The 20604-nt window shown below is 71.7% G+C and carries 24 protein-coding genes and 1 pseudogene; 12 read left to right on the top strand and 13 right to left on the bottom strand.

All coding sequences use genetic code 11. From position 1 onward, the window contains the following. Positions 1–251: 251 nt before the first annotated feature. The 4 genes from C1J01_RS16215 to C1J01_RS16200 all read left to right on the top strand — a co-directional run bounded on the left by C1J01_RS16215 (position 252) and on the right by C1J01_RS16200 (position 4517). Entirely contained in the window at positions 252–2645 is a 2394-nt protein-coding gene (locus tag C1J01_RS16215; protein WP_146615610.1) for a CehA/McbA family metallohydrolase, read from the top strand. 102 nt (positions 2646–2747) lie between these two features. Further along, entirely contained in the window at positions 2748–3161 is a 414-nt protein-coding gene (locus tag C1J01_RS16210; RefSeq protein ID WP_220039940.1) for a ribonuclease domain-containing protein, read from the top strand. 8 nt (positions 3162–3169) lie between these two features. Beyond that, entirely contained in the window at positions 3170–3535 is a 366-nt protein-coding gene (locus C1J01_RS16205; RefSeq protein WP_111179796.1) for a barstar family protein, read from the top strand. A 736-nt stretch (positions 3536–4271) separates the two neighbouring features. Then, the gene (locus C1J01_RS16200; protein WP_146615609.1) at positions 4272–4517 is read left to right on the top strand and encodes a hypothetical protein; all 246 of its coding nucleotides are present in this window, start codon (positions 4272–4274) and stop codon (positions 4515–4517) included. A gap of 60 nt (positions 4518–4577) precedes the next feature. Here C1J01_RS16200 and C1J01_RS16195 read toward each other — a convergent pair whose 3' ends face one another. From C1J01_RS16195 to C1J01_RS16180, 4 genes are all read right to left on the bottom strand, one after another. After that, complete coding sequence (locus tag C1J01_RS16195; RefSeq protein ID WP_111179794.1) at positions 4578–5453, bottom strand: alpha/beta fold hydrolase; 876 nt, start codon at positions 5451–5453, stop codon at positions 4578–4580. A gap of 60 nt (positions 5454–5513) precedes the next feature. Beyond that, a complete protein-coding gene (locus tag C1J01_RS16190) occupies positions 5514–6488 on the bottom strand; it encodes a zinc-binding alcohol dehydrogenase family protein (RefSeq protein WP_111179793.1) in 975 nt (324 codons plus the stop codon). A gap of 123 nt (positions 6489–6611) precedes the next feature. Then, a complete protein-coding gene (locus C1J01_RS16185) occupies positions 6612–6869 on the bottom strand; it encodes a hypothetical protein (protein WP_111179792.1) in 258 nt (85 codons plus the stop codon). Further along, positions 6866–7537 (bottom strand): RNA polymerase sigma factor, encoded by a 672-nt coding sequence (locus C1J01_RS16180; protein ID WP_111179791.1) that lies wholly within the window; start codon positions 7535–7537, stop codon positions 6866–6868. Before C1J01_RS16180 ends, C1J01_RS16185 begins: the two co-directional genes overlap by 4 nt. Before the next feature lie 193 nt (positions 7538–7730). Between C1J01_RS16180 and C1J01_RS16175 the strand changes: the two genes are divergently transcribed. Both C1J01_RS16175 and C1J01_RS16170 read left to right on the top strand, forming a co-directional pair. Further along, entirely contained in the window at positions 7731–8207 is a 477-nt protein-coding gene (locus C1J01_RS16175; RefSeq protein ID WP_220039939.1) for a DUF417 family protein, read from the top strand. Between the two features lie 221 nt (positions 8208–8428). Continuing rightward, positions 8429–8905, top strand: a complete 477-nt coding sequence (locus C1J01_RS16170) for a peroxiredoxin family protein (RefSeq protein ID WP_111179789.1) — start codon at positions 8429–8431, stop codon at positions 8903–8905. On the opposite strand, the gene C1J01_RS16165 is transcribed toward C1J01_RS16170, so the two are convergent. Together C1J01_RS16165 and C1J01_RS16160 are read right to left on the bottom strand one after the other, a co-directional pair. Beyond that, the gene (locus tag C1J01_RS16165) at positions 8884–9090 is read right to left on the bottom strand and encodes a hypothetical protein (protein ID WP_111179788.1); all 207 of its coding nucleotides are present in this window, start codon (positions 9088–9090) and stop codon (positions 8884–8886) included. The genes C1J01_RS16170 and C1J01_RS16165 overlap by 22 nt on opposite strands. Before the next feature lie 115 nt (positions 9091–9205). Then, positions 9206–10072 carry a LysR family transcriptional regulator gene (locus C1J01_RS16160; RefSeq protein ID WP_111179787.1) on the bottom strand — a complete coding sequence of 289 codons (867 nt, stop codon included), beginning with the start codon at positions 10070–10072 and terminating at the stop codon, positions 9206–9208. 71 nt (positions 10073–10143) lie between these two features. On the opposite strand from C1J01_RS16160, the gene C1J01_RS16155 reads away from it, so the two are divergent. Next, positions 10144–10845: a CTP synthase C-terminal region-related (seleno)protein gene (locus tag C1J01_RS16155; protein ID WP_235854467.1), complete on the top strand. Its 702-nt coding sequence runs from the start codon at positions 10144–10146 to the stop codon at positions 10843–10845. 453 nt (positions 10846–11298) lie between these two features. Here the strand turns inward: C1J01_RS16155 and C1J01_RS16150 are convergent. The 3 genes and pseudogenes from C1J01_RS16150 to C1J01_RS16140 all read right to left on the bottom strand — a co-directional run. After that, positions 11299–11874, bottom strand: a pseudogene (locus C1J01_RS16150) (response regulator transcription factor); the annotation flags it as partial. Further along, positions 11865–12632 (bottom strand): hypothetical protein, encoded by a 768-nt coding sequence (locus tag C1J01_RS49130; protein ID WP_220039938.1) that lies wholly within the window; start codon positions 12630–12632, stop codon positions 11865–11867. The gene C1J01_RS49130 and the pseudogene C1J01_RS16150, both read right to left, overlap by 10 nt. Before the next feature lie 99 nt (positions 12633–12731). Then, the gene (locus C1J01_RS16140) at positions 12732–13325 is read right to left on the bottom strand and encodes an NUDIX domain-containing protein (protein ID WP_111179785.1); all 594 of its coding nucleotides are present in this window, start codon (positions 13323–13325) and stop codon (positions 12732–12734) included. 72 nt (positions 13326–13397) lie between these two features. Between C1J01_RS16140 and C1J01_RS16135 the strand changes: the two genes are divergently transcribed. Together C1J01_RS16135 and deoC are read left to right on the top strand one after the other, a co-directional pair. Next, positions 13398–14153, top strand: coding sequence for a GntR family transcriptional regulator (locus C1J01_RS16135; protein ID WP_111179784.1), 756 nt, complete (start codon positions 13398–13400; stop codon positions 14151–14153). A 45-nt stretch (positions 14154–14198) separates the two neighbouring features. Then, on the top strand, positions 14199–14873 hold the full coding sequence (gene deoC, locus C1J01_RS16130) for a deoxyribose-phosphate aldolase (RefSeq protein ID WP_235854466.1): 675 nt from the start codon (positions 14199–14201) through the stop codon (positions 14871–14873). A gap of 303 nt (positions 14874–15176) precedes the next feature. Here deoC and C1J01_RS16125 read toward each other — a convergent pair whose 3' ends face one another. Next, the gene (locus C1J01_RS16125) at positions 15177–15614 is read right to left on the bottom strand and encodes an SRPBCC family protein (RefSeq protein ID WP_111179783.1); all 438 of its coding nucleotides are present in this window, start codon (positions 15612–15614) and stop codon (positions 15177–15179) included. 10 nt (positions 15615–15624) lie between these two features. Beyond that, positions 15625–16254, bottom strand: coding sequence for a LysE family translocator (locus tag C1J01_RS16120; RefSeq protein WP_111179782.1), 630 nt, complete (start codon positions 16252–16254; stop codon positions 15625–15627). Positions 16255–16326: 72 nt separating this feature from the next. Here C1J01_RS16120 and C1J01_RS16115 point away from each other — a divergent pair, with 72 nt between their 5' ends. Continuing rightward, complete coding sequence (locus C1J01_RS16115; protein WP_235854465.1) at positions 16327–17673, top strand: aminotransferase-like domain-containing protein; 1347 nt, start codon at positions 16327–16329, stop codon at positions 17671–17673. A gap of 2 nt (positions 17674–17675) precedes the next feature. Here C1J01_RS16115 and C1J01_RS16110 read toward each other — a convergent pair whose 3' ends face one another. Both C1J01_RS16110 and C1J01_RS16105 read right to left on the bottom strand, forming a co-directional pair. Next, a complete protein-coding gene (locus C1J01_RS16110) occupies positions 17676–18074 on the bottom strand; it encodes a hypothetical protein (protein WP_111179781.1) in 399 nt (132 codons plus the stop codon). 1 nt (position 18075) lies between these two features. Further along, a complete protein-coding gene (locus C1J01_RS16105) occupies positions 18076–18618 on the bottom strand; it encodes a dihydrofolate reductase family protein (RefSeq protein ID WP_111179780.1) in 543 nt (180 codons plus the stop codon). Positions 18619–18831: 213 nt separating this feature from the next. Between C1J01_RS16105 and C1J01_RS16100 the strand changes: the two genes are divergently transcribed. Further along, positions 18832–19419, top strand: a complete 588-nt coding sequence (locus tag C1J01_RS16100) for a helix-turn-helix domain-containing protein (RefSeq protein WP_220039937.1) — start codon at positions 18832–18834, stop codon at positions 19417–19419. Positions 19420–19695: 276 nt separating this feature from the next. Beyond that, positions 19696–20601: an alpha/beta hydrolase gene (locus tag C1J01_RS16095; protein ID WP_111179779.1), complete on the top strand. Its 906-nt coding sequence runs from the start codon at positions 19696–19698 to the stop codon at positions 20599–20601. Positions 20602–20604 lie beyond the last annotated feature (3 nt).

Raw genomic sequence — 20604 nt, 5'->3', positions numbered from 1 at the left:
GGCGACGTCGCCCTGCCGCCAGTCCAGGAGTTGACCGGGCGCGCGCGCACGTCGCCGCGCGCCGGCCGCGCGGCGTCGCATCTGGAGCGCGAGATCGCCGTGAGCCGCTGAGGCGCGACGACCTCATCGCGCCCTGACAGCGTCAAAGGTTCCCCCGCAAGGCGGGGGTGATTTGCGAAGTATTTACCTTTTTAGTCGAGGGGCTCCCTAGTGTCGGCGCCGTTCCGGATCAAGGCGCGGGAGGCGTACCGATGGAATTGAGCCGCAGGCACTTCGTGACCGTCGCAGGGGGCGCGGCGGTCGCGGCCGGCGCGATGACGGCGAGCCCCGCACAGGCCGGCGAGAAGGCTCCGAGAGGCGAGTGGCTGGCCGGCGACACGCACGTGCACGACGACCACTCCGCGGACGGCAGCCTGCCCCGCCAGCAGTCCAAGCAGACCCTGCCCGGCAACCTGCCCGTCGCCGACCAGATCGCCGAGGCCGAGCGCACCGGGCTGGACTTCCTGCCGCTGACCGACCACCGCACCTACGACCAGCACTGGGACCCGCAGTGGCGCTCGTCCAAGCTGCTCCTGGTGCCCGGCGAGGAGGCGAACGGGTCACCGCACGCGATCGTCCTCGGCGCGGTCGACACCGTCGTGGACGGCGCCAACCCGCCCGGCTCCCCGGCGTTCCGGCACGTGCAGCAGTCGGTCTGGGACGCCCACGCCCAAGACGCCGTCTGGTCCACCGCCCACCCCGACGACGGCGAGTACACCCCCGACGGCGGGCCCACCGCCAACGCCAGCGTCCAGGGGATGAACACCGTCGAGGTGTGGAACGTCGCCTCCGACCCCGACGCCCAGATCGACTACGCCGAGAACCGGTGGAACGCCGGCTTCCGCTTCGGCGCGGTCGCCGCCAGCGACTGCCACTTCCGCGAGCTGTGGGGCACCGCCGGTCCCGGCCAGCCCACGACGTGGGTGTTCGCCGCCGAACGCTCGGTGCGCGGCGTCCTGGACGGCCTGCGCGGCGGCCGCACGACGGTGTCCTACCGCCGCAACGGCCCCTTCGTCACCATCGAGGCCGACCTCGACGGCGACGGGAAGTACGAGGCGCTCGGCGGCGACGAGGTCGTCCTGAAGCACGGGCGGCTCGCGAAGAAGGCGTCCCTGCGGGTGCGCGTGCAGCGCGCCGCCGGCGCCCGCGTGCTCGTGTACGCCGCGCCGGGCCGTTCGGCCGGGCCGGTGGCGACGTACACGGCGGGCTCCGACGACGAGACCTACCTCCTGCCCGTCGCCCTCGAGGGCGAGCACACCTGGTACCGGGCCGAGGTCCGCGCGCCCGGCGCGGCCTCCGGCGCGGACGCCGACCCGGACCTGCCCGACCAGCTGCGCGCGGCGACCTCCGCGGTGTTCGTCTCGGCGCAGGCGCCCGCCGTGCCGGCGCCGGAGATCGCGCTGCCGCCGGCGCAGCGCGGCGGCGACCGCGCGAGCCTGGCCGTCGGCGGCGCCGGCCGGTTCACCGGCTTTCCCGACGTGGCCGTGGACGGCGACACGACGCACGTGGTCGCCGAGGTCCACGACGACGCCCGCACCTCGGTCGTCTACCGCGGGCACGGCCGCACCGTGACGCTGTCCGGCGACTCCCCCACCGCCCGCTTCCCTCGGATCGCCGTCTCCGGCGACGACGTGTGGGTCGTCTGGCAGGACGAGCTCGGGCAGGAGCAGCCGCACCGGCCGGTGATCCTGCTGCGCCACAGCCGCGACGGCGGCCGCTCGTTCGAACCCGCCGTACGGCTGTCGGACGGGCAGGGCCGGGCCGTCCACCCCGACCTCGCCCTGATCGACGGCCGCCGCCCCGTCGTGGTGTGGGCCGACAACGCCCGCGGCCCCTTCGACGTGTACGCGCAGGTCGTCGGCGAGGACCGCGCGCCGGTCAACCTGTCGGCGCCCGGCAAGAACGTCGACCTCGGCACGCCGCAGGACGCCCGCTCGCCGCGCTTCCCCGCCTCGTTGTTCCCCTCGGTCGCGGCCGGCGCGGACGGAAGCGTCGTCGTCGCCTGGCAGGACAACCGCTTCGACCCCGACCCGCTGTGGACGGGCCACACCCCGAAGCCGGGCGAGCAGCCAGGCGGCACCGACCCGGACAACTGGCAGATCCTGGCCTGCGTCCGCTCCAGCCGGGACTGGAGCGAGCCCGTATGCGTGAGCACCGCCACCGACGCCGCCGACCGGCACCCGAGCCTCGCCGCCGACGGCGACGGCGGGTTCGTGGCCATCTGGGAGACCAGGTCCCTGCGCAGCTCCGGCACGAACCTGTCGCTGCGCGCCGCCCGCTCGTCCGACGGCGGCCGCACCTGGACGCGGGCGGAGCCGGTCGGGCTCGCCCCGGACGCGATGAGCCAGCGCCCGCGCCTCAGCCTCGACCCCGACCGCACGATCCGGGCCGTGTGGTACGACTCCCGCTCGGCCGACTGGCGGTGGAAGGTGTTCACCGCGCGGCTGGAGCGCACCGGCTGGAGCACCGCCGAGCAGCTCACCACGCCCGGCAACAACACCTGGCCGGCCGCCGACCGCGGCGTGGTCGTCTTCACCACCGACCGCTCGGCCACCCGCACCCAGCGCGACCCGACCCAGGAGGTGTACGCGCTGCGCGCACGCTGATCGTCCGCGCAGAGTTCACCATTCCTTTCGGGTGCTTTGTCGTTGACGTTCGCCGGCCGGGCGATGATCCTCTCCGTGTCCGTCACGTCACGAGGAGGATCCGTGCCCACCCCCCAACGCCCCGGACCCGGCTGGCCGCTGAGGCTCGCCGTCGTACTCGCCGCCCTCGTCTCACTCGTCGGCCTGGCCGGCGTCGTCCCCGCCAACGCCGCCGTCTACGGCTCGTGCACCATGTCGCGGTGCGCGGACGCGCGCACGGCCAGGTCGATCTGGCAGTCCAAGGGCTATCCCACCACCGCCGGCTGGTACTCCTGGCCGGACGGCCGCTACAACTACACCGGCGGACGCTTCTACAACCGCGAAGGCCAGCTGCCCGCCGGCGCCACCTACCATGAGTACGACGTGTACTCGCGCGCGAGGGGCGCCGCCCGCGACGCGTACCGGATCGTCGTCAACCGCAGCACCGGCGCGGTGTGGTTCTCGCCCAACCACTACACCGACTTCTACCGGCTCTAGGACCTGTCATGAGCTCAGCCGCACGTCCGCTGCCGTCCTGGCTGGCGGTGTCCACCGGCCCGGCGCCCGCGGGGCCGGTGTTGGACGGGCGGGCCTGCCGCGCCCGTGCCGCCTTCTTCGAGGAGGCGGCACGGGCGCTGCGCCTTCCCGGCCACTTCGGCCGTAACTGGGACGCGCTCACCGACAGCCTGCGCGACATCGAGATCGCCGCCCTGGCCGTGGACCACGCCGAGGACCTGCTCAGTGAGGAGTCTCCGGGGCAGCTCGCCGTCCTGCTGGCCGTCCTGGCCGACGCCGGGCTCACGGTGACGCTCCGCACGGACGCGGAGCACGAGACGTCGCTGCGCGAGCGGGCCGCCGCCGCCCTGCCCTGAACACCGTCAGGTACGACAGAAGGCGGGAGCTCGCTCGCCCCGTTGGGTCGGTCGCACCTCAGGTCGGAAGGGATGTTTGACCTCAACCGCAGTTGAGATTGCACGATGGCGGCCGGGGCTCCTACCCCGCATCAGACCATGAGGAGTGGTCCGTGAGCACGGATTCCGGTTTCTCTTCGATCATTGACTACACCGTCGTCCGCGAGATCGGTCCCGGGCCCCGGCGCCTGGATGCCTGATCGTCGGCCCGCCCGCCGGTCTCCGGGATTCAGCCCGTCGTGGACCTGCAGAGGCTGCTGGAGCACGGCTCTACCGAGACCGCGTGCCCGTCTGAGCGATGCCCGGTCACGCCCCTTTGCTCACGATCTCCACTGAAGGGAATCGCACCTGCGATGGACACGCCCCGGCCGCCTGCAGCTGGGACTCGCCCCGGGAGCCCGGGAGGACGACTTCGTGCTCAGCGAGGCCGACTACGGCACCAGGGGCAAGCAGTTCGACCAGCTCCTGGATCGGCTCGCGGCGGCCACGGCACCCGGAGACCCCCTGGGCCCGCGGCCCGCCACACCCGGCGGGCCCGCGCTGCTGTTCGGCGGCACCTCGAAGGCGGCCCTGCGCCGCATCGCCTCCCGGCGGACGGGATGGATCGCCGGCGACGCGACCGTGCAGGACGTGCAGGACTTCCCCCCGGATCCGGCAGGCGTGGGCGGCGGCCGGCAGAGCCGGCTCGCCTCGCCTGGTGGCGTCGGTGATGTACGCGCTCGGACCCGATGCGCAGGCCGCGATCTCCGTTGCCATCGGCTCCTACTACGCCTTCGCCGGCGACGAGTACGCGCAGTACGGCATCTCCATCGCCTACACCGAACCAGAACGGATCACCGCGATCGCCGACTTCGAGCGGATCGGCTGCGACGAGCTGATCTTCATGGGCAATGATCCCGATCCCGCGCAGGTGGACCTCCTCGCCGAGGTAGTCGGCCTCTGACCGCGGCCGAGCCGGGCGAGGTAGCCGCCCGCCAGCCACCCGTCGCCAGCCGCATGACCGTCACACATCGTTCGGCAAGCTGTCCCCCAGGAAGTCCAGGATGAGCGGGACGACCTCGTCGAGCGCGCTCTCCAGGAGGAAGTGGCCGCCGTCGAGGAGATGGACCCGCGCGTCGGGCACGTCGCCGGCGAAGGCACGGGCGCCGGCGGGCGCGAAGATCTCATCGCCCTTTCCCCAGACGGCCAGCAGCGGTGGCCGGTACGTGCGCAGGTATTCGTGCAGCCGAGGGTAGAGCGGCGGATTGGTGGCGTAGTCGCGGAACAGCGCCAGTTGGATGCGGTCGTTGCCCGGACGGGAGACCAGGGCGTGATCGTGGTGCCAGGTTTCCGGGCTGACGAGCGTCGGGTCGGGCACGCCGGTGAGGTACTGCCACTTGATCGCGTCGAGGGTGAGCGCCTCGCGGATCGCCGCCTCGGTCTGCGGGGTCTGCTCGCGCTGGTAGTCCCAGACGGTCCGCCAGAAGGCGTCGACGAAGCCGGTCTCGTAGGCGTTGCCGTTCTGGGTGATGATCGCGCTGATCGCCGCGGGGTCGTTCAGGGCGAGGCGCCATCCGATCGGGGCGCCGTAGTCCTGAACGTAGATGGCGTAATGGGCGACGCCCAGGTGGTCGAGCAGGGCGGCGGTCAGGTCGGTCAGCGCGTCGAAGGTGTAGGTGAACTCGTCCGCGGACGGCGCGTCGGAGAGCCCGAAGCCCAGATGGTCGGGGGCGATGACGTGGTAGTCGCCGGCCAGCGCGGGGACGAGGTCGCGGAACATGAACGAACTGGTGGGATATCCGTGCAGCAGCACCACGGCGGGCGCGTCCGCGGGACCCGCCTCCCGGTGGAACAGCCGCCGGCCCAGCACCTGCGCGTAGCGATGATGAACGGCCACCATGACAACCCCCGTGATCTCGCTCGGCCGCTTTCCTGCCTGGCACGTCACGCGCGCCGCCGTTCAGGCGTTGACGACCACCATCTTGCCCTTGGCCTCGTTCGCCTCCATCAGGCGGTGCGCCTCGCGTACCTCCTCGAAGCCGAAGACACGCGACGGCTCGGCCTTCAGCCGGCCCGCCGCCACCTGCTCGGCGATCTCCTGCAAGGGGACGTCGGACAGCGGGAAACCGGGGGTCCCGAAGACGAAACTGCCGAAGAACGTCAGATAGACGCCGCTGGCCATCTGCAGCAGCGGGTCGAAGTCGGCGATCGGGTCCAGGCCGCCCAGCCAGCCGGCCAGACATGCGCGACCCCCACGCCGCAGCATCGCCAGGGAGTCGAGGATCGTGCTGTTGCCCACCAGGTCCAGCACCGCGTCCACCCGCTTGGCCTCGGCGATCCGCGCGCACAGGTCAGGCGCCTCCCGCTCGGCGCGCACCGCGCCGAGCTCCTCCAGCATGGGGAACCGTGACGGGTCGCGGGTGGTGCCGATGACGCGGGCGCCCGCGTTGACCGCCATGTTGATCGCGGCCTGACCGAACGACGAGGTGGCGCCGCGGATGACCAGCGTCTGCCCGGCGGTGATCTCGAGGTTGCGGAACAGGCAGGTCCAGGCCGTCGCGTACGTCTCCGGGATGGCCGCGAGCTCGGCCCAGGGCAGGTCCGACTCGATCAGGGCCACGTTGGACACCGGCGCCCGGGTGTACTCGGCGTAGCTGCCGTTGATCGTCCGTCCCAGGCCGCCCATCAGCGCCGCCACCTTGGCGCCGAGCGGGAACTCACCGCCGGGGCAGGCTTTGACCAGCCCGACGCATTCGATGCCGATCACCTTCGCCGCCTCGGCCCACTCACCTCGGCGCATGTGCATCTCGGCGTGGTTGACGCCGAACGCCTTGATGTCGATGACGACGTGACCGGCGAGTGGCTCGGGATCGGGCAGTTCGGTGTAGACCAGGCAGTCCGGTCCGCCGAATTTCTCGATGACGATGGCACGCATCACAGCCCTCCAGACGAGGCTGTTCGATCTCGCTCAGTGCCACGAGCACGATCCGGGCCGGCGGGCCGCCCCGCCGCTGCCAAGCCTCGCTGCGCCGAGCAGTGCTGCTTCGACCAGGTTCTTTCAGCTTAGCGGGCCGATGCGGGGGCCTTCATCACCACCGTCTGACGGGTCGCAGATCGCGGCCAGGAGGCCCTCGTAGTCGTCCGAGCAGGGGCCGCACGCGCGCAGGTGCGCGGCGATGCCCGGGTAGCGCTGCTCGGCGCCGGCGTCCTGTGCCACCAGTTCGACGTAGACGTGGAGCATGGCCATCGCCTCCTCACATCCCACGTCACGGGGGTCGGTGTGGAGGAAGCGGTCCAGTTCACCCCATCCGTTCATGGCCGTCTCGAGATGTCGTCGTTCAGATAACCGTTCGCGGTGAGGACCGCCCGGAGCTTGCGTCTGGCGTCGAACAGCGTCTTGTAGATCGCGTTCCGGTTGCTCTCCATCTCGATGGCCAGGGCGTCCAGCGGAACTCCGGTGAGGACCAGCGCGACGAAGATCCGGCGTTGCCGTTCGGTCAGCTCTTCCTCCACGGCCCGGCGCAGCGCGGCGAGCAGGTCGCGCCATTCCGACTCCTTGGCCGGGTCGAACCCGAGCCGGTCGGGCAGCCGCTCCCAATCTTCGGCTTCGAGGCGGACCCCGGGGTCACGCCAGAAATGCCGCCCGATCTTCGCCGACACCTCCAGGATGACGAACTTGTAGGCCCAGGTCGTGAACCTGCTCTCCCCGCGGAAGTCGTCGATCTTGGCGGTGATGGCGAGCAGCGCGTCGTCCGCGGCCTGGTGCGCGAGGTCGTCCAGCTCGGGGCCGGTGACGCTCAGCCGCGCACCCCGCCTGTTCACCTCGTTCCGGGCGATCCGCAGAAGCAACGCGTGCAGTCGCTCGATGGCCGCCTGCCGCTCCGCCCGGGAACCGCGCAGCGCTCGCAGCCACTCACCCGACTCGGCGTCGAGCGAGGCCCGGGCGGCCGGGGCCGCGCTCGACGAACGGTGCGGCGTCGCCATGCGTTCATGCTATCGACCTGCGCACAGCGGCGAATTCGAAGGTAAGACTCCGCGCAGCCGCGACGCCAACACGATATGACCACCGATCCGGCACCTGGTGATGCGTTTCCCGGCCTGGTCGTGGCCCTTCCGGGAGGTGATCCCCTCCCATCCGCCTACCGAGGAAGGAGCTCTCATGCCTACTGTCCCTGAATTGGCGGTCTCCCTGGAAAGATCCGGCGGCCGGATCTCGGCGGCCGGACGGTTGGTGAGCCGGTACGGGCTTGTCGTCGTCCTGGCGTGGATCGGCGCGGGCAAGTACGTCAAGATGGACAGCCGGACGCTGATCGAGCACAGCCCTCTGCTGAGCTGGCTTTACGATCTGTTCAGCTACGCCATGGTCGCGAACGCGCTGGGGACCGTGGAGATCGTCACGGCCGCGCTCATCGCCCTTCACCCGCTCTGGCCTCGTGTTTCCGCTGTGGGCAGCGCCATCGCGGTGGTGTTGTTCCTGGGCACGCTGAGTTTCCTGTTCACCACCCCAGGGGTGATCTACGCCGTGGTCAAGGGGCTTCCGGTCCTGTCGGGCCAGCCCGGCCAGTTCCTCCTCAAGGACCTCGTGCTGATCGGCGTCGCGCTGTGGACCTTGGGCGAGTCACTGGAAAGTGCCCGCCTGAGGAATGGCAGGTAAGAAGTCGCGCGGCGGCGACGCGAACCAGGTATGAGCACGTCACCCAGCGGCAGGACCGCACGAGTCCCCGGCGCGGAGCGACGCCGCCGCGCCGGGGCCACCGTCAGACCCCGGCCGGTGGGCGGCTCGCTCACTTGCGAGAGGTCTGCGCACCCCTTCCCCGGCCATGCCACCGGACGGGCCTCTCGCCTTCTTCCGCATCGACATGACAGGAATACGTGATGACCTTGCTCAACCCCGGCGACCCATTCCCCGCACTGACCGTGGACCTGCCCGGCGGCCAGACCCTTGAGCTGCCCGGTGCGTTGGCCGGCCACTACGGCGTGGTCCTTTTCTACCGGGGGTCGTGGTGCCCGTACTGCAACGCGCAGCTCCGCGCCTTCCAGCGGTCGCTCGACGCCCTCACGGCCGTGGACGCCAGGGTCGTCGCCCTGTCGTCCGACGACGAGGCCACCACGCGGGAACTCGTCGGGAGACACCGCCTGGAGTTCCCCGTCGGGTACGGGGCCGACCCGGCCGCCCTGGCCCTCGCCACCGGCGCCTTCGTCAACGACGAACCCCGGTACGTCCAGTCGACCGGGTTCGTGCTGTCGCCCGACGGCCGCGTGGTCGTCAGCGTCTACTCCAGCGGCGCCATCGGCCGGCTCGTCCCCGAGGACGTCATCGGGATGATCCGTTACCTGCGCGAGCACGAGTGAACACCCGGTCCGCCGCGACCACGAGCGTGCTGCCCGTGGTCGCGGCGGGCCGGGCCCAGCACGGCGAGGGCGTCCGGCAGCAGGACGGCGGCGGTGCCGAAGGCGACGCGGTACGCGCGGCCGTTCGGGAACGTCAGCGGCCGGCAGCCCTTCCGCGTCGCGAGGACGGTGACGCCGGTGGTCATGCGATCGGTCGGGTGACGTTGGACAGGCCGGAGCCCGGAACTGGTCATTTCTGAGAACACGCACGTCATAACAGCCAGCCGCAACCCGAGCGGAGGACGCTCATGGGCAAGGCGCTCAGCCGGACAGGGCCGCGGCCAGGCCGGCGGCGGCGCCGGCGGGCAGGACGCCGTGCAGCAGCTCCACCCGGTGCACCAGCCGCGGCTCGGCCAGCGCCACCCCGCACACCCCCGCCGGCACCGCCGAGGCCGGCAGCAAGGTCAGGCCGTGTCCGGCGGCCACCAGGGTGACGACCGTGTGCACGTCGTCGCCCTCGTACCGCAGGCCCGCCGCGAACCCCTCGCCCACCAGGTCGCGCAGCCGCGACGGCGGGCACAGCGGCGTGTCCAGCCAGCGCGCGTCGACCAGGTCCGCCAGCCGCAGCGCCGCCCGCCCGGCCAGCGGATGGCCCGGCGGCAGCACCACGACGACGTCCTCCTGACTCACGCCGGTGGTGGTCATCGGGCCCGCGTCCGGCAGGCGCAGCGGGTCGCTCGGCGCCGCGATGCCGCCGGCCAGGCCCAGCTCGGCCCGTCCCTCGGCGACGGCGGCGACCACCTGCTCGGCCGCGCACGTGCGCAGGACGATCTCCAGGCGCGCCTCGCCGGCGCGCGCCCGCGCCAGGCGTTCGGCCAGGACGGGGTTGACCGACAGCGGGGTGGCGGCCAGCCGCAGCCGATGGCGTGGCCGGGCCGCGGCACGCAGCACGTCGGCGCGGGCCGCGCTCAGGCGCAGCAGCAGCGGCTCGGCGTGCTCCAGCAGCCGCGCCCCGGCGGGGGTCGGCTCGACCGGGCGGCGGTGCAGCAGCGGCAGCCCCAGGTCGGACTCCAGCGCGGCGATCTGCTGGGAGACGGCCGACTGGGTGTAGCCGAGCTCGGCGGCGGCCGCCGAGAACGACCCCTGGCGGGCCACGGTCACGAACGTGGTGAGCAGATGCGGATCCATCAGAGACACTTATATCGGATGCAAGAATCATCGTTGGCGCTTATCCACGGTACGCCGCCAAGATGGAGGCCATGAGAATCGCCCTGGTCGGTGACCGCTCCCCCAGCGTCCGCTCCCACACCCGCATCCCGCTGATCATGGAGGCGCTGCGCGAGCGCGACGGCATCGCGCTCGACCCGTACTGGATCTCCACCACCGACGTGAGCGGCCTGGGCGGCTTCGACGGCATCTGGATCGTGCCCGGCAGCCCGTACCGCGACGAGGCCGGCGCGGTACGGGCGGCGCGGGTGGCGCGCGAGCACGGCATCCCGTTCCTCGGCACGTGCGGCGGCTTCCAGCACATGCTGCTGGAGTACGCCAGGAACGTGTGCGGGCTGGACGTCGCCCACGCCGAGAACGAGCCGCTGGCCCGTGACCTCCTCCTCGCCCCGCTGGCGTGCTCGCTGGCCGGTCACGAGGGCCGCGTCCTGCTGGAGCCGGGCACGCGCATCGCCCAGATCATGGGCGCCGCCACCACCGTGGAGGCGTACTTCTGCTCGTACGGGCTCAACGAGGACTACAAGGCCACCCTGGCCGCGCACGGGATGGTGTTCTCCGGCCACGCCGACGACGGCGCGGTACGGGCCGCCGAGCTGCCCGGCCACCCGTTCTTCCTGGCCACGCTGTTCCAGCCGGAGTTGGCCGGCGAGGACCGCCGGCCGCACCCGGTGATCTCCGCGTTCGCCGCGGCCGTCCGCCGCCACGCCGCCCGGCAGCCCGCTCCCGCGCTCTGATCAGGTACGGCGCCGGAAGGCGGCGAACAGCCCGCGAATGTCGGCTACCAGCAGGTCGGGGGGCGGCGTAGTGCCCGCCGCGGTCATAGCGGTTCCACGACACGATGTCGGTGTAGTGGCGCTCGGCGACGTTTCACGCGTCTTGCCTTTGCACCGACCTATGAAAAGAAGAAAGCCCAGCACACGCTGGGCGATGGCGGCTGTTTCACAGGCGGTCGCCTGTGAAACAGCCCCGGAAGTCGTGAAGCCACGGCGCCAGTCCCGGTGCTCACGTCCCGGTCGTAGAGGTGTGCGCCTGTGGATGCAGCGGTGTTGAAGCCGACTGGCGACGCTGCTGTCGCAGGAGAGCGCGGAAGCGGGCGGTGGTGACCATGATCCCGGTTGCTGCGGTAAGGCCGACCGCGGCGAGGACGGTCGGCCAGATGTGAGACAGCAGGACAATCCTTCGCAGCCGAGCTTGTCGAAGATGGCGTTGGCGTGTTTCTCCACCGCGCTGCGCGACACGTGGAGGCGTGCGGCGATCGACTCGTTGGTGTGCCCCTGCGTCATCAGAGCCAGCACCTCGTGCTCGCGCACGCTGAGCCGGGCCAGTGACACGGTGTCGCGGGCGCGGTTGAGCAGCCGCCGGACGACCTCCGGATCGAACGCCGTACCGCCGCCCGCCACCCGCCGCAGCGCCTCCAGGAAGTCGCCGACCTCGACTACTCGGTCCTTGAGCAGGTAGCCGGCCCCGCGCACGCCGCCGTCGATGAGCTGGGCGGCGTAGCGGGTGTCGACGTACTGCGACAACACCAGCACGCCGATCCCCGGGTGCCGGCGCCGGACGGTGAGCGCGGCCCGCAGACCCTCGCTGGTGAACGTGGGCGGCATGCGCACGTCGGCGATGACGACCTCCGGCCGATGCTCATCACAGGCGGCCACCAGCCCTTCCCCGTCGCCGACGGCCGCCACAACCTGGTGGCCGTCCTCGCTCAGCAGCCGGGTCAGGCCCTTACGCAGAGTGTTGTCTTCGGCCAGCACTATGCGCACGGCAGCTCCGCCCGCAGCGTCGTCGGCCCGCCTGCCGGGCAGTCGAGGTCGAACCGGCCGTCGTAGGCCGCCACCCGGCGGGCCAGGCCGGACAGGCCGCGCCCGTGGCCCGTGCGCCGCCGACGTCGTCGTCGCTGACACGTACGCGCAACATGCAGCCGGCACCTCCGCCCGCGTCCGCGACAGGTGCTCGACGCGGCTGTGCAGCACCTCCGTGTCGCTGGGCCGAGTCCGCTTTCCGACAGCCGTCGTTCCAGCGCCGCCAGGCCGATCAGGGCCTGCGCCGCCAGGAAGATGACGAGGAGTCCGAACGCCGTCCAGGTGATCGGGTCGTACCAGCTCATCTCGGCACGTTGCCCGGTACCGCCGGAGAGCGCCCGCCAGCTCAACGTCACCCAGATCCCGACGAGCACCAGCACCCCGCCACTGGGCCCGCCGACGATGCCGCGCATCGCCACGTACGCCAGCGCACGCCCCCCGGCCAGACACGGAGCGACGGTGCCACCCAGCCAGCGATTGACGCGGACCCGATCGGCCTCGGCCAGCCGCCCGGCGCCACGGAACGACCAAGGCCGGGTGGACGGCACAGCCAGCAGCGGCATCGCGACGACGACCCACGCCGGCTCGACCACGGCCATCACCGCCCCGAGCACCAGCCCGACCATGCCACGTACTGCTGCCCATGCCACAACCATGGTCACGAACTCTGGACAGCCGCCCAGCGACAGCACATTGAAGGTTTCCACAAAGCCGGCCAACCGCGAGTGTCCTGGGTGGGGGACCCAATTCCGCCGTACCGGTTCACCTCAATGCCGGGCCGTGGTACCGGCTGTAGATGCGACTGTTGTCACACACAGCTACTTCGGGGCCGGTCGCGCGGACCCGAGCGGGAGGCCGACGAGGGGCGCATGCAGGAGGAAAAGGGTGTACGCGGCCAGCGTGGAGGCATCGGTGACCACCCCGTCGCGGATCATGCGTTCGAACTCCGCCCGAGAAAACCATTGACGCCGCAGATCCTGCTCCTCGGCCTCCGGCATCGCCTCCCCATGGGTCAGCCGCGAGGCCACGAACACATCGAAGCCTTGTGACGACATACCGGTGGCACAGTTGAGCCGTCCCAGATGCCGCATCGCGCCGGCCGTGATGCCGGTTTCCTCCTGCAACTCCTGCCGGGCCACCGTTTCGGGATCGCCCGTGGCCAGACCGGGCAGCGCTCCTTGGACGAACTCCCACGATCGTGCACGCACCGGATACCGATACTGCTCCACCAGATGGAAACCGTCGTTCTCGACCGCGATGACCAGGGCGAAATCGGGCTTGTCCACGTAGCTGTAAACACCTTCACGCCCGTCCAAGCGGGCGATCCGGTCTTCCCGCAGCCGCATGTACGGCGACTCGTAGGCCACCTTTGTGGAGATCTGGCGGATGGCGTGCTGGACGTCCGGCTCCATGGTCTCGCCCTTTCTCTCATCCTCAAGGAGTGACAGTATAGCTGTATATACAGCTAGTGCTACGCTGTCCATGTGAACGCGACAGCCAAGCGGCCCGAGGATTTCGCCCCCCGCTACTTCGTCATCGAGCAGGCGCTGCGCGAGCGCGTGGCCGCCGCGCGGCCGGGCGACGCGCTGCCCTCGGAAACGGAGTTGGGCGAAGAGTTCGCGGTCAGCAGGATGACCGCTCGTGCGGCCGTGCAGCGCCTGGTGGCGGACGGTCTGGTGGTCCGGCGCCCGGGCAGGGGCACCTTCGTGGCCCCGCCGCCGGGCAGCCGCCGCGCCGAGAGCCTGGTGCGGTTCAGCGAGGAGATCCGCAGGCGCGGGCAGCGGCCGTCCTCCCGGTTGCTCACGGCCGGCACGCGCGCCGCCACCGCGCAGGAGGCCGAGCGGTTGCGGCTGGGCAAACGAGCCCGGGTCATCGCCGTCGAACGCGTCCGGCTGGCGGACGACGTACCGATCGCACTCGAACGTGCGGTGTTTCCCGGTGGCCTGCGGGGCCTGCTGGAGGCCGACCTCGAGCACGACTCCCTGCACGCCGCGCTGATCGCGCTCGGCCGCACCCCGGCCCGCGGCCACGCCCGCATCGGCGCGCGAGTCGCGGGCGAGGATGAGGCTGATCTGCTCGCTGTGGATCCCGGCGCACCGCTGCTGGTCGAGCATCGCCTGATCCACGATCAGCACGACGAGCCGCTGGAGCTCACCGACACCCTCTACGTCGCCGTCCGATACGGGCTCGACGTGGCCTTCACCGTCGAGTCCCCGGCAAGCGACACCCTCCGCCCCTGAACGTCACCCCGTCCCACCCCGATGACCACCAAGGGAGCCACACCCGTGATCCGCACCGTCGCCGACGTCGCCAAGATGATCGATCACTCACTGCTGCGCCCCGAGCTGACGGACGACGACGTACGAGCGGGATGCGACCTCGCCGCCCGCTACGACGTCGCTTCCGTCTGCGTCAAACCGTGTGACGTGCAGTCGGCCGCCGAACGACTCACCGGAAGCGGCGTGGCGATCGGCACGGTGGTCGGCTTCCCGCACGGCTCTTCCTCCTCACGCATCAAGGCGGCCGAGGCGCACGCCGCCGTCAACGACGGAGCCGGGGAGCTCGACATGGTGCTCAACATCGGACGCCTGCGTGCCGGCGAAGACGAGGCCGTGCTCGCCGACATCCGTGCCGTCGTGGAGTCGGCCCCCGGCATCGTGGTGAAGGTCATCTTCGAGAACGCCTACCTCACCGATGACGAGAAGATCCGGGCCTGCCGGCTCAGCGAGCAGGCCGGCGCCACGTACGTCAAGACCTCCACCGGGTTCGCGTCCGGCGGCGCGACCCCGGCCGACATCCGGCTCATGCGCGCGCATGTCTCCGACCGGGTCAAGGTCAAGGCCGCCGGCGGCGTCCGCACCCTGGACGTGCTGCTGAAGCTCAACGAGGCGGGCGCCACCCGCTTCGGCGCCACCGCCACCGCGGCGATCCTGGACGAACTCGCCGCGCGGCTCGCCTGAGCCTCGTACCGGCCAGCACTGTGGTCACCGGGCTGGCTCCGGCCATGGAGGAGTACAGCCCCGTCCGCGAAGCCATCCGCGCGTCCTTCGACCCGTCGACGACAGGCGCCACGGCGGTCCTCGCCGTCGTGGACGCCGCAGAACCGCCGTTGCGGCTTCTGCACGGCGACTGGGTCAAGGACGTCTACGCGAACCGCGTCGGCGGGTGGGAGCGGTGGGCGGGTCCAATGCCGCTCAGCGGTAGCGGGGCCGGAACCCGCGAGTACATCAGGGGCCCGACCGGACACCGATCGCCGAAGAAAGTCAGGCCGGCAGGTCCCGGGTCGCCAGGGTCGCGAGCTTGCGCAGGGAGCGGCGAAGCAGGGCGAGCGCGACCGGGCGGGCCACCGGCCACAGGAACCGGCCGAGCACGCCGAAGGGCGGTTCGAGCTCCTCGGCCCACACCACCCGGCTGCCGCCGTCGTGCGGGCGCACCCGGATGGCGCCCCGGCCGCGTACGAACCGGCCGGTGTGCGTGACGAGCATCAGCTCAGGAGGCTCCCAGCAGGTGATCGTCATCGTGTCGAGGAACCCGATCGGCCCCACCCCCGTGTACGCCTCCAGGGTGCGCTCGCCGACCAGGCGCGCGCTGGTCATGAACATCCACTCCCGATGCCGCGGCCAGTCGGTGACCAGCGCGAACACCTGCTCCGGCGGCGCCGCGACCTGCACGGCGGCGGCCGCGTACACGGGTTTCGTCACGATCCCATCCTCACCTATGCGCGAACAGGAGCGCGACGGCGAGGACGGCGAGGACGGAGCCCATGGCCAGGCGTTGGGCGCGCAGCCAGGAGGGACGGGCGGACAGGAAACCGGCGATGCCGCCGGCGGCCAGCACGATCGACAGGTTGACCAGCAGGGCGACCGCGATCTGCACGCAGCCGAGGATGACGCCCTGGAGCAGCACGTTTCCCCGGTCGAGATCGACGAACTGCGGGATGACCGAAACGTAGAGGAGTGCGATCTTCGGGTTGAGCAGGTTGGTCATCAGGCCCATCACGAAGAGCCGCCGCGGCGGATCGGGCGGCACCTCGCGGGCCGTGAAGACGGACACCCCGCCGGGCTTGAGCGTCTTCCAGGCCAGCCACAGCAGGTACAACGCCCCCGCGACCCGGATGACGGTCAGGAGCCCGGGGAACGCGGCGAACAACACCGCGAGGCCGAGGTTCGCCGCGACGAGGTAGACGAGGAAACCCGCCGCGACCCCGGCCAGGGAGACGAGGCCGGCCCGCCGCCCCTGGCCGGTGCTCCGGGACACGAGATACATCATGTTGGGCCCCGGCGACAGCACCATCCCGAGCCCCACGGACGCCACACCGAGCACCGCTGTCTGTTCGACCATGCGAAAGAAGCTATCGACAGCACGATCTCGGTACAATATTCGCAATTGAACTCGGAGCAATGTGGTGATTGGATGGCACGCGTGGAGGACTTCCGGAGGGTCGCCGATTCCGTCGCCGCCGAGATCGCGGCCGGGCGGCTGCGGCCCGGTGACCGGCTGCCTCCGCAGCGGATGTTCGCGAGGCGGCACGGCATCGCCGCCTCCACCGCCGCCCGCGTCTACCGGGAGCTGACCCGCCGGGGGTTGACCGTCGGAGAGGTGGGCCGGGGCACCTTCGTCCGGGCCGCCGACCCCCTGCCGGGGCCGGCGCTGGCCGAGCCCGCCGACAGCAGGATCGACCTCGAGCTCAACTACCCCGTCGTGCCCGGGCAGTCGGAGCTGCTCGCCGACGGTATCAGCCCGCTGTTGCGCGCCGACGTGCTGGAGTCGTCCATGCGGCCGGTCGGCGCGGCCGGCACCCCGCTGGCGCGCAACGTCGTCGCCGACCTGCTAGCCCGCGCACGGTGGCGGCCCGATCCGGAGCGGCTGCTGTTCGCGGGCAACGGCCGCCAGGCGATCGCGGCGGCCCTGGCCGCGCTGGTCCCGCCGGGCGCCCGCCTCGGGGTGGAGGAGCTCACCTACCCGGTGCTCAAGGCGATCGCGGCGCGAGCCGGGGTCACGCTCGTCCCGCTGCGGGGCGACGAGGCGGGCCTGGATCCCGCGGCCGTCGAGGACGCCGCGCGCAAGGCCCCGCTCACGGCCGTCTACGTCCAGCCGACCATGCACAACCCGTTGTCGATCAGCATGCCCGAGCGACGCAGGGCCGAGCTCGCGGACGTCCTCACCCGCCTGGACCTGCCCGCGATCGAGGACGGGATCTGGTCCTTCCTCCGTGACGACCTGCCGCCCCTGGCGGCCTTCGCCCCCGAGCACACGATCCTCGTCGACAGCCTGTCCAAGCGGCTCGCGCCGGGCCTGTCGCTCGGCTTCGCCGTCCTGCCGGGTGCCGCCGTCGCGCCCGTCGCGGCGGCGTTGCGCTCGGGCGGCTGGACGCCGATGCGGTTCGCGATGGAGGCGGCCACCCGATGGCTGACCGACGACACCGCACGGTCGGTGGCCCGCGCCAAACAGCGGGACGCCGCCATGCGCCAGGAGCTCGCCGCGCGTCACCTCGGCGGTTTCGCCGTGCGCGGCGACCCACGCTCCTACTACTGCTGGTGGGAGCTCCCGCCGCCGTGGCGGGCCGACACGTTCGTGGCCACCGCCGCCCGGCAGGGCATCGCGGTCACCCCGGGGGCCGCCTTCGCCGTGGGGCGCAACAGCGCGCCGAACGCCGTCCGGCTCGGCCTCGCCTCACCGCCCCCGGAGACGCTCTCCCGGGCGCTGGCCACCCTCGCCGGGCTCGCCCGTTCCACCCCGGACGACCTCATCGCCGAGTGACCTCACCGGCCGCCCGTGAACGGCGGCTCGCCCTCCTTGAGCGGGCGAAAACGCAGCGCCGACCAGACCTCGTCCACCGCGACCTGGCCGTTGGGACGCAGCCCGTACTCCCCCACGATCGGCCAGAGCGTGTCGCGGTTGATGTCGGAGGCGTTGCCCTTCGGGTAGGCGACCCAGACGACCGCGGGGTCGGTGAGGCGGTCGCGGTGCTCGTCCAGCAGCCGCCGGGCCGCGGCGGCGTCGGCGGCGAAGAACACCGCGACGGCGGCCTCCTTCAGGTCGCCGGTGTGGCGGGCGCCCTCCGGCAGCGGCTCGACGAGCGGGCGGTGGGCGGCGTCGGAGATCCACACCGTCCGCCCCGGCTTGACGAGGAGCTTGTCGGCAACGGTCTTGACGGACATGTCAGGCCTTCGTGTAGGTCAGGTTCAGCACGCCGGTGCTGAACGTCTCGGACGCGGTGAGCGTGAGCGGGATCTGCCCGATCCCGTCCTCGAACAGGCGCTTGCCGGCGCCGATGACGATGGGGTGCACGAGCAGGCGGAGCTCGTCGAGCAGACCCTCGCGCAGCAGCCAGGAGACCAGGGTGGCGCTGCCGGTCATGCCGAAGTTCTCGCCGGGCTCCTGCTTGAGCCGGGTCAGCTCGGCGCGCACGTCGCCGCCGATGACCGTGGTGTTCTCCCACTTCGGGTCGGTGAGGGTGGTGGAGACGACGTACTTGGGGCTGGCGTTCAGGGTGGCGGCCATCGGGTCCTGCGGGTCCTGATGCGGCCAGTGCGCGGCGAAGATCTCGTACGTGCGCCGGCCGAACAGCGTGGCCCCGGCGGCCCGCATCTGGGCGGCGACCGCCTCCCCCATCTCGTCGTTGTAGTACGGGAAATGCCAGGTCTCCGGGGCCTCGACGACGCCGTCGAGCGAGATGAACAATCCGGCGATGATCTTCCGCATGGCGGTCTCCTGTCTGGCGGGAATGCCCTCATCCTCTTACCGACAAATCTATTTGTCAAGACGGGAAAGATCGTCGGGAGGCGTTGCGGCGATCGGCATGGGTGTACAAAGTTGCCGGAACGGCAAGACGTCGTGTGCACAGTGACCACGTGGGTATCGCCGCGATCGGGACGTAAGTTGCGCTGAACCTTGCCGCCTTGGCAAGGTGGACGCGTGGACGACGACCTGGACGCCGTACTGGCCGCCATGGGACCCAGGCTTCGGCGGCTGCGCCGCGGCCGCGGCCGCACCCTGACGGATCTGGCCGCGGCCACCGGTATCTCGGAGAGCACGCTGTCGCGCCTGGAGAGCGGCAGGCGGCGGCCGAACCTCGAGCTGCTGCTGCCGCTGGCCAGGGCGTACGGCATGCCGCTCGAGGAGCTCATCGGAGCGCCGTACACCGGCGATCCGCGCGTCAACCTGCGGCCGATCCAGCGCGACGGCATGACCTACATTCGGCTGACCCGCACGGCCGGCGGCACCCAGGCGTACAAAGTGATCATGCCCGGTGCGACCGGCCCCGCGACGCCCGACCCGCAGCGCCACGAGGGCTACGAGTGGCTGTACGTCCTGGGCGGCCGGCTCCGGCTCGTCCTCGGCGAACAGGAGCTCGTCCTCGCGACCGGCGAGGCGGCCGAGTTCGACACCCGCGTCCCGCACTGGCTGGGACCGGCCGGCGCCGAGCCGGTCGAGCTGCTCGTCCTGTTCGGCCCCCAGGGCGAGCGCGCCCACGTACGCGCCCGCTCCCGCCCGACCGGATAGGTCACCGCCGGCCGCCCTGGACGGTGTGCGTCGCGGACCACTGCAGGAGGAAGCGCAGGAACTCGCCGAGCTCGTTGCCGCCGGAAGGGGTGCCGTGGTGTCCCATGGCTCCATTGTCCGCCGCGACCACCGCCGCGTGCCTGGTACCGGTCTGCATACGCAGAGCCGTCCCTGGCACCCGCGGGCCCGGCGAGGCGACCGTGGAGTCGTGGCCGCCGAGGTGCGGCGGCCACCGGGCTCGTCCCGGGCCCGCCCTTCACCGCGAAATGAGCACCCATGAGAACCGATGTCAGCTTCCTCAGCGCCGGCCTCAAGACCGCCGGCCACCTCCACACCCCCGACGGCGGATCCGCCGCGCGGCACCCGGCGATCGTCGTCGGCCACCCGGGCAGCGGGGTGAAGGAGCAGACCGCAGGACTGTACGCGCGGCGCCTGGCCGAGCAGGGGTTCGTCACCCTGGCGTTCGACGCCGCCTACCAGGGGGAGAGCGAGGGCGAGCCGCGCGGTCTGGAGGACCCGGCCCACCGGGTCGAGGACCTCAAGGCCGCGGTCTCCTACCTCACCACCCTCCCGACGGCCGACCCCGACCGCATCGGCGCGCTGGGCATCTGCGCCTCCGGCGGGTACGCCCTCGCCGCCGCCGCGACCGACCACCGGATCAGGGCCGTCGGCACCGTCAGCGCGGTCGACCTGGCGCGCCAGTTCCGCTTCGGCGCCCAGGACCCCGCCGTGATCCACGGCATGCTGGAGGCGGCCGCGGCGGCGCGTACGGCCGAGGCCCGCGGTGAGGCGGTCCGGTCCTTCGCGATCTTCCCGGAGACCGAAGAGGAGGCGCGCCGTGGCGGCCCGCACGTCTACGAGGGCTGGGAGTACTACTGCACCCCGCGCGCCCGGCACCCGCGCTCGGCCAGGTCGCTGACCTGGTCCGGCGTCGACCGCGTCGCCGTGTTCGACGCCTTCGGCGCGCTCGACCTGCTGGCGCCGCGCCCGCTGCTCATGATCGTCGGGCGCGGGGCGGTGACCTCGTGGATGAGCGTGGAGGCCTTCCGCAAGGCCCCCGGCCCGAAGGAGCTGCTGTGGATCGACGGCGCGATGCACACCGACCTGTACGACAAGGAGGTCTACGTCACGCCCGCGGTGGCGGGACTGACCGGCTTCTTCAAGGCCCATCTGGCCGGGTAGACC

This window comes from Nonomuraea aridisoli (assembly GCF_003236395.1).
Classification (GTDB): domain Bacteria; phylum Actinomycetota; class Actinomycetes; order Streptosporangiales; family Streptosporangiaceae; genus Nonomuraea; species Nonomuraea aridisoli.
The sequence above is the reverse complement of the archived record's forward strand: the minus strand, read 5'-3'. Positions and strand labels throughout refer to the sequence as shown.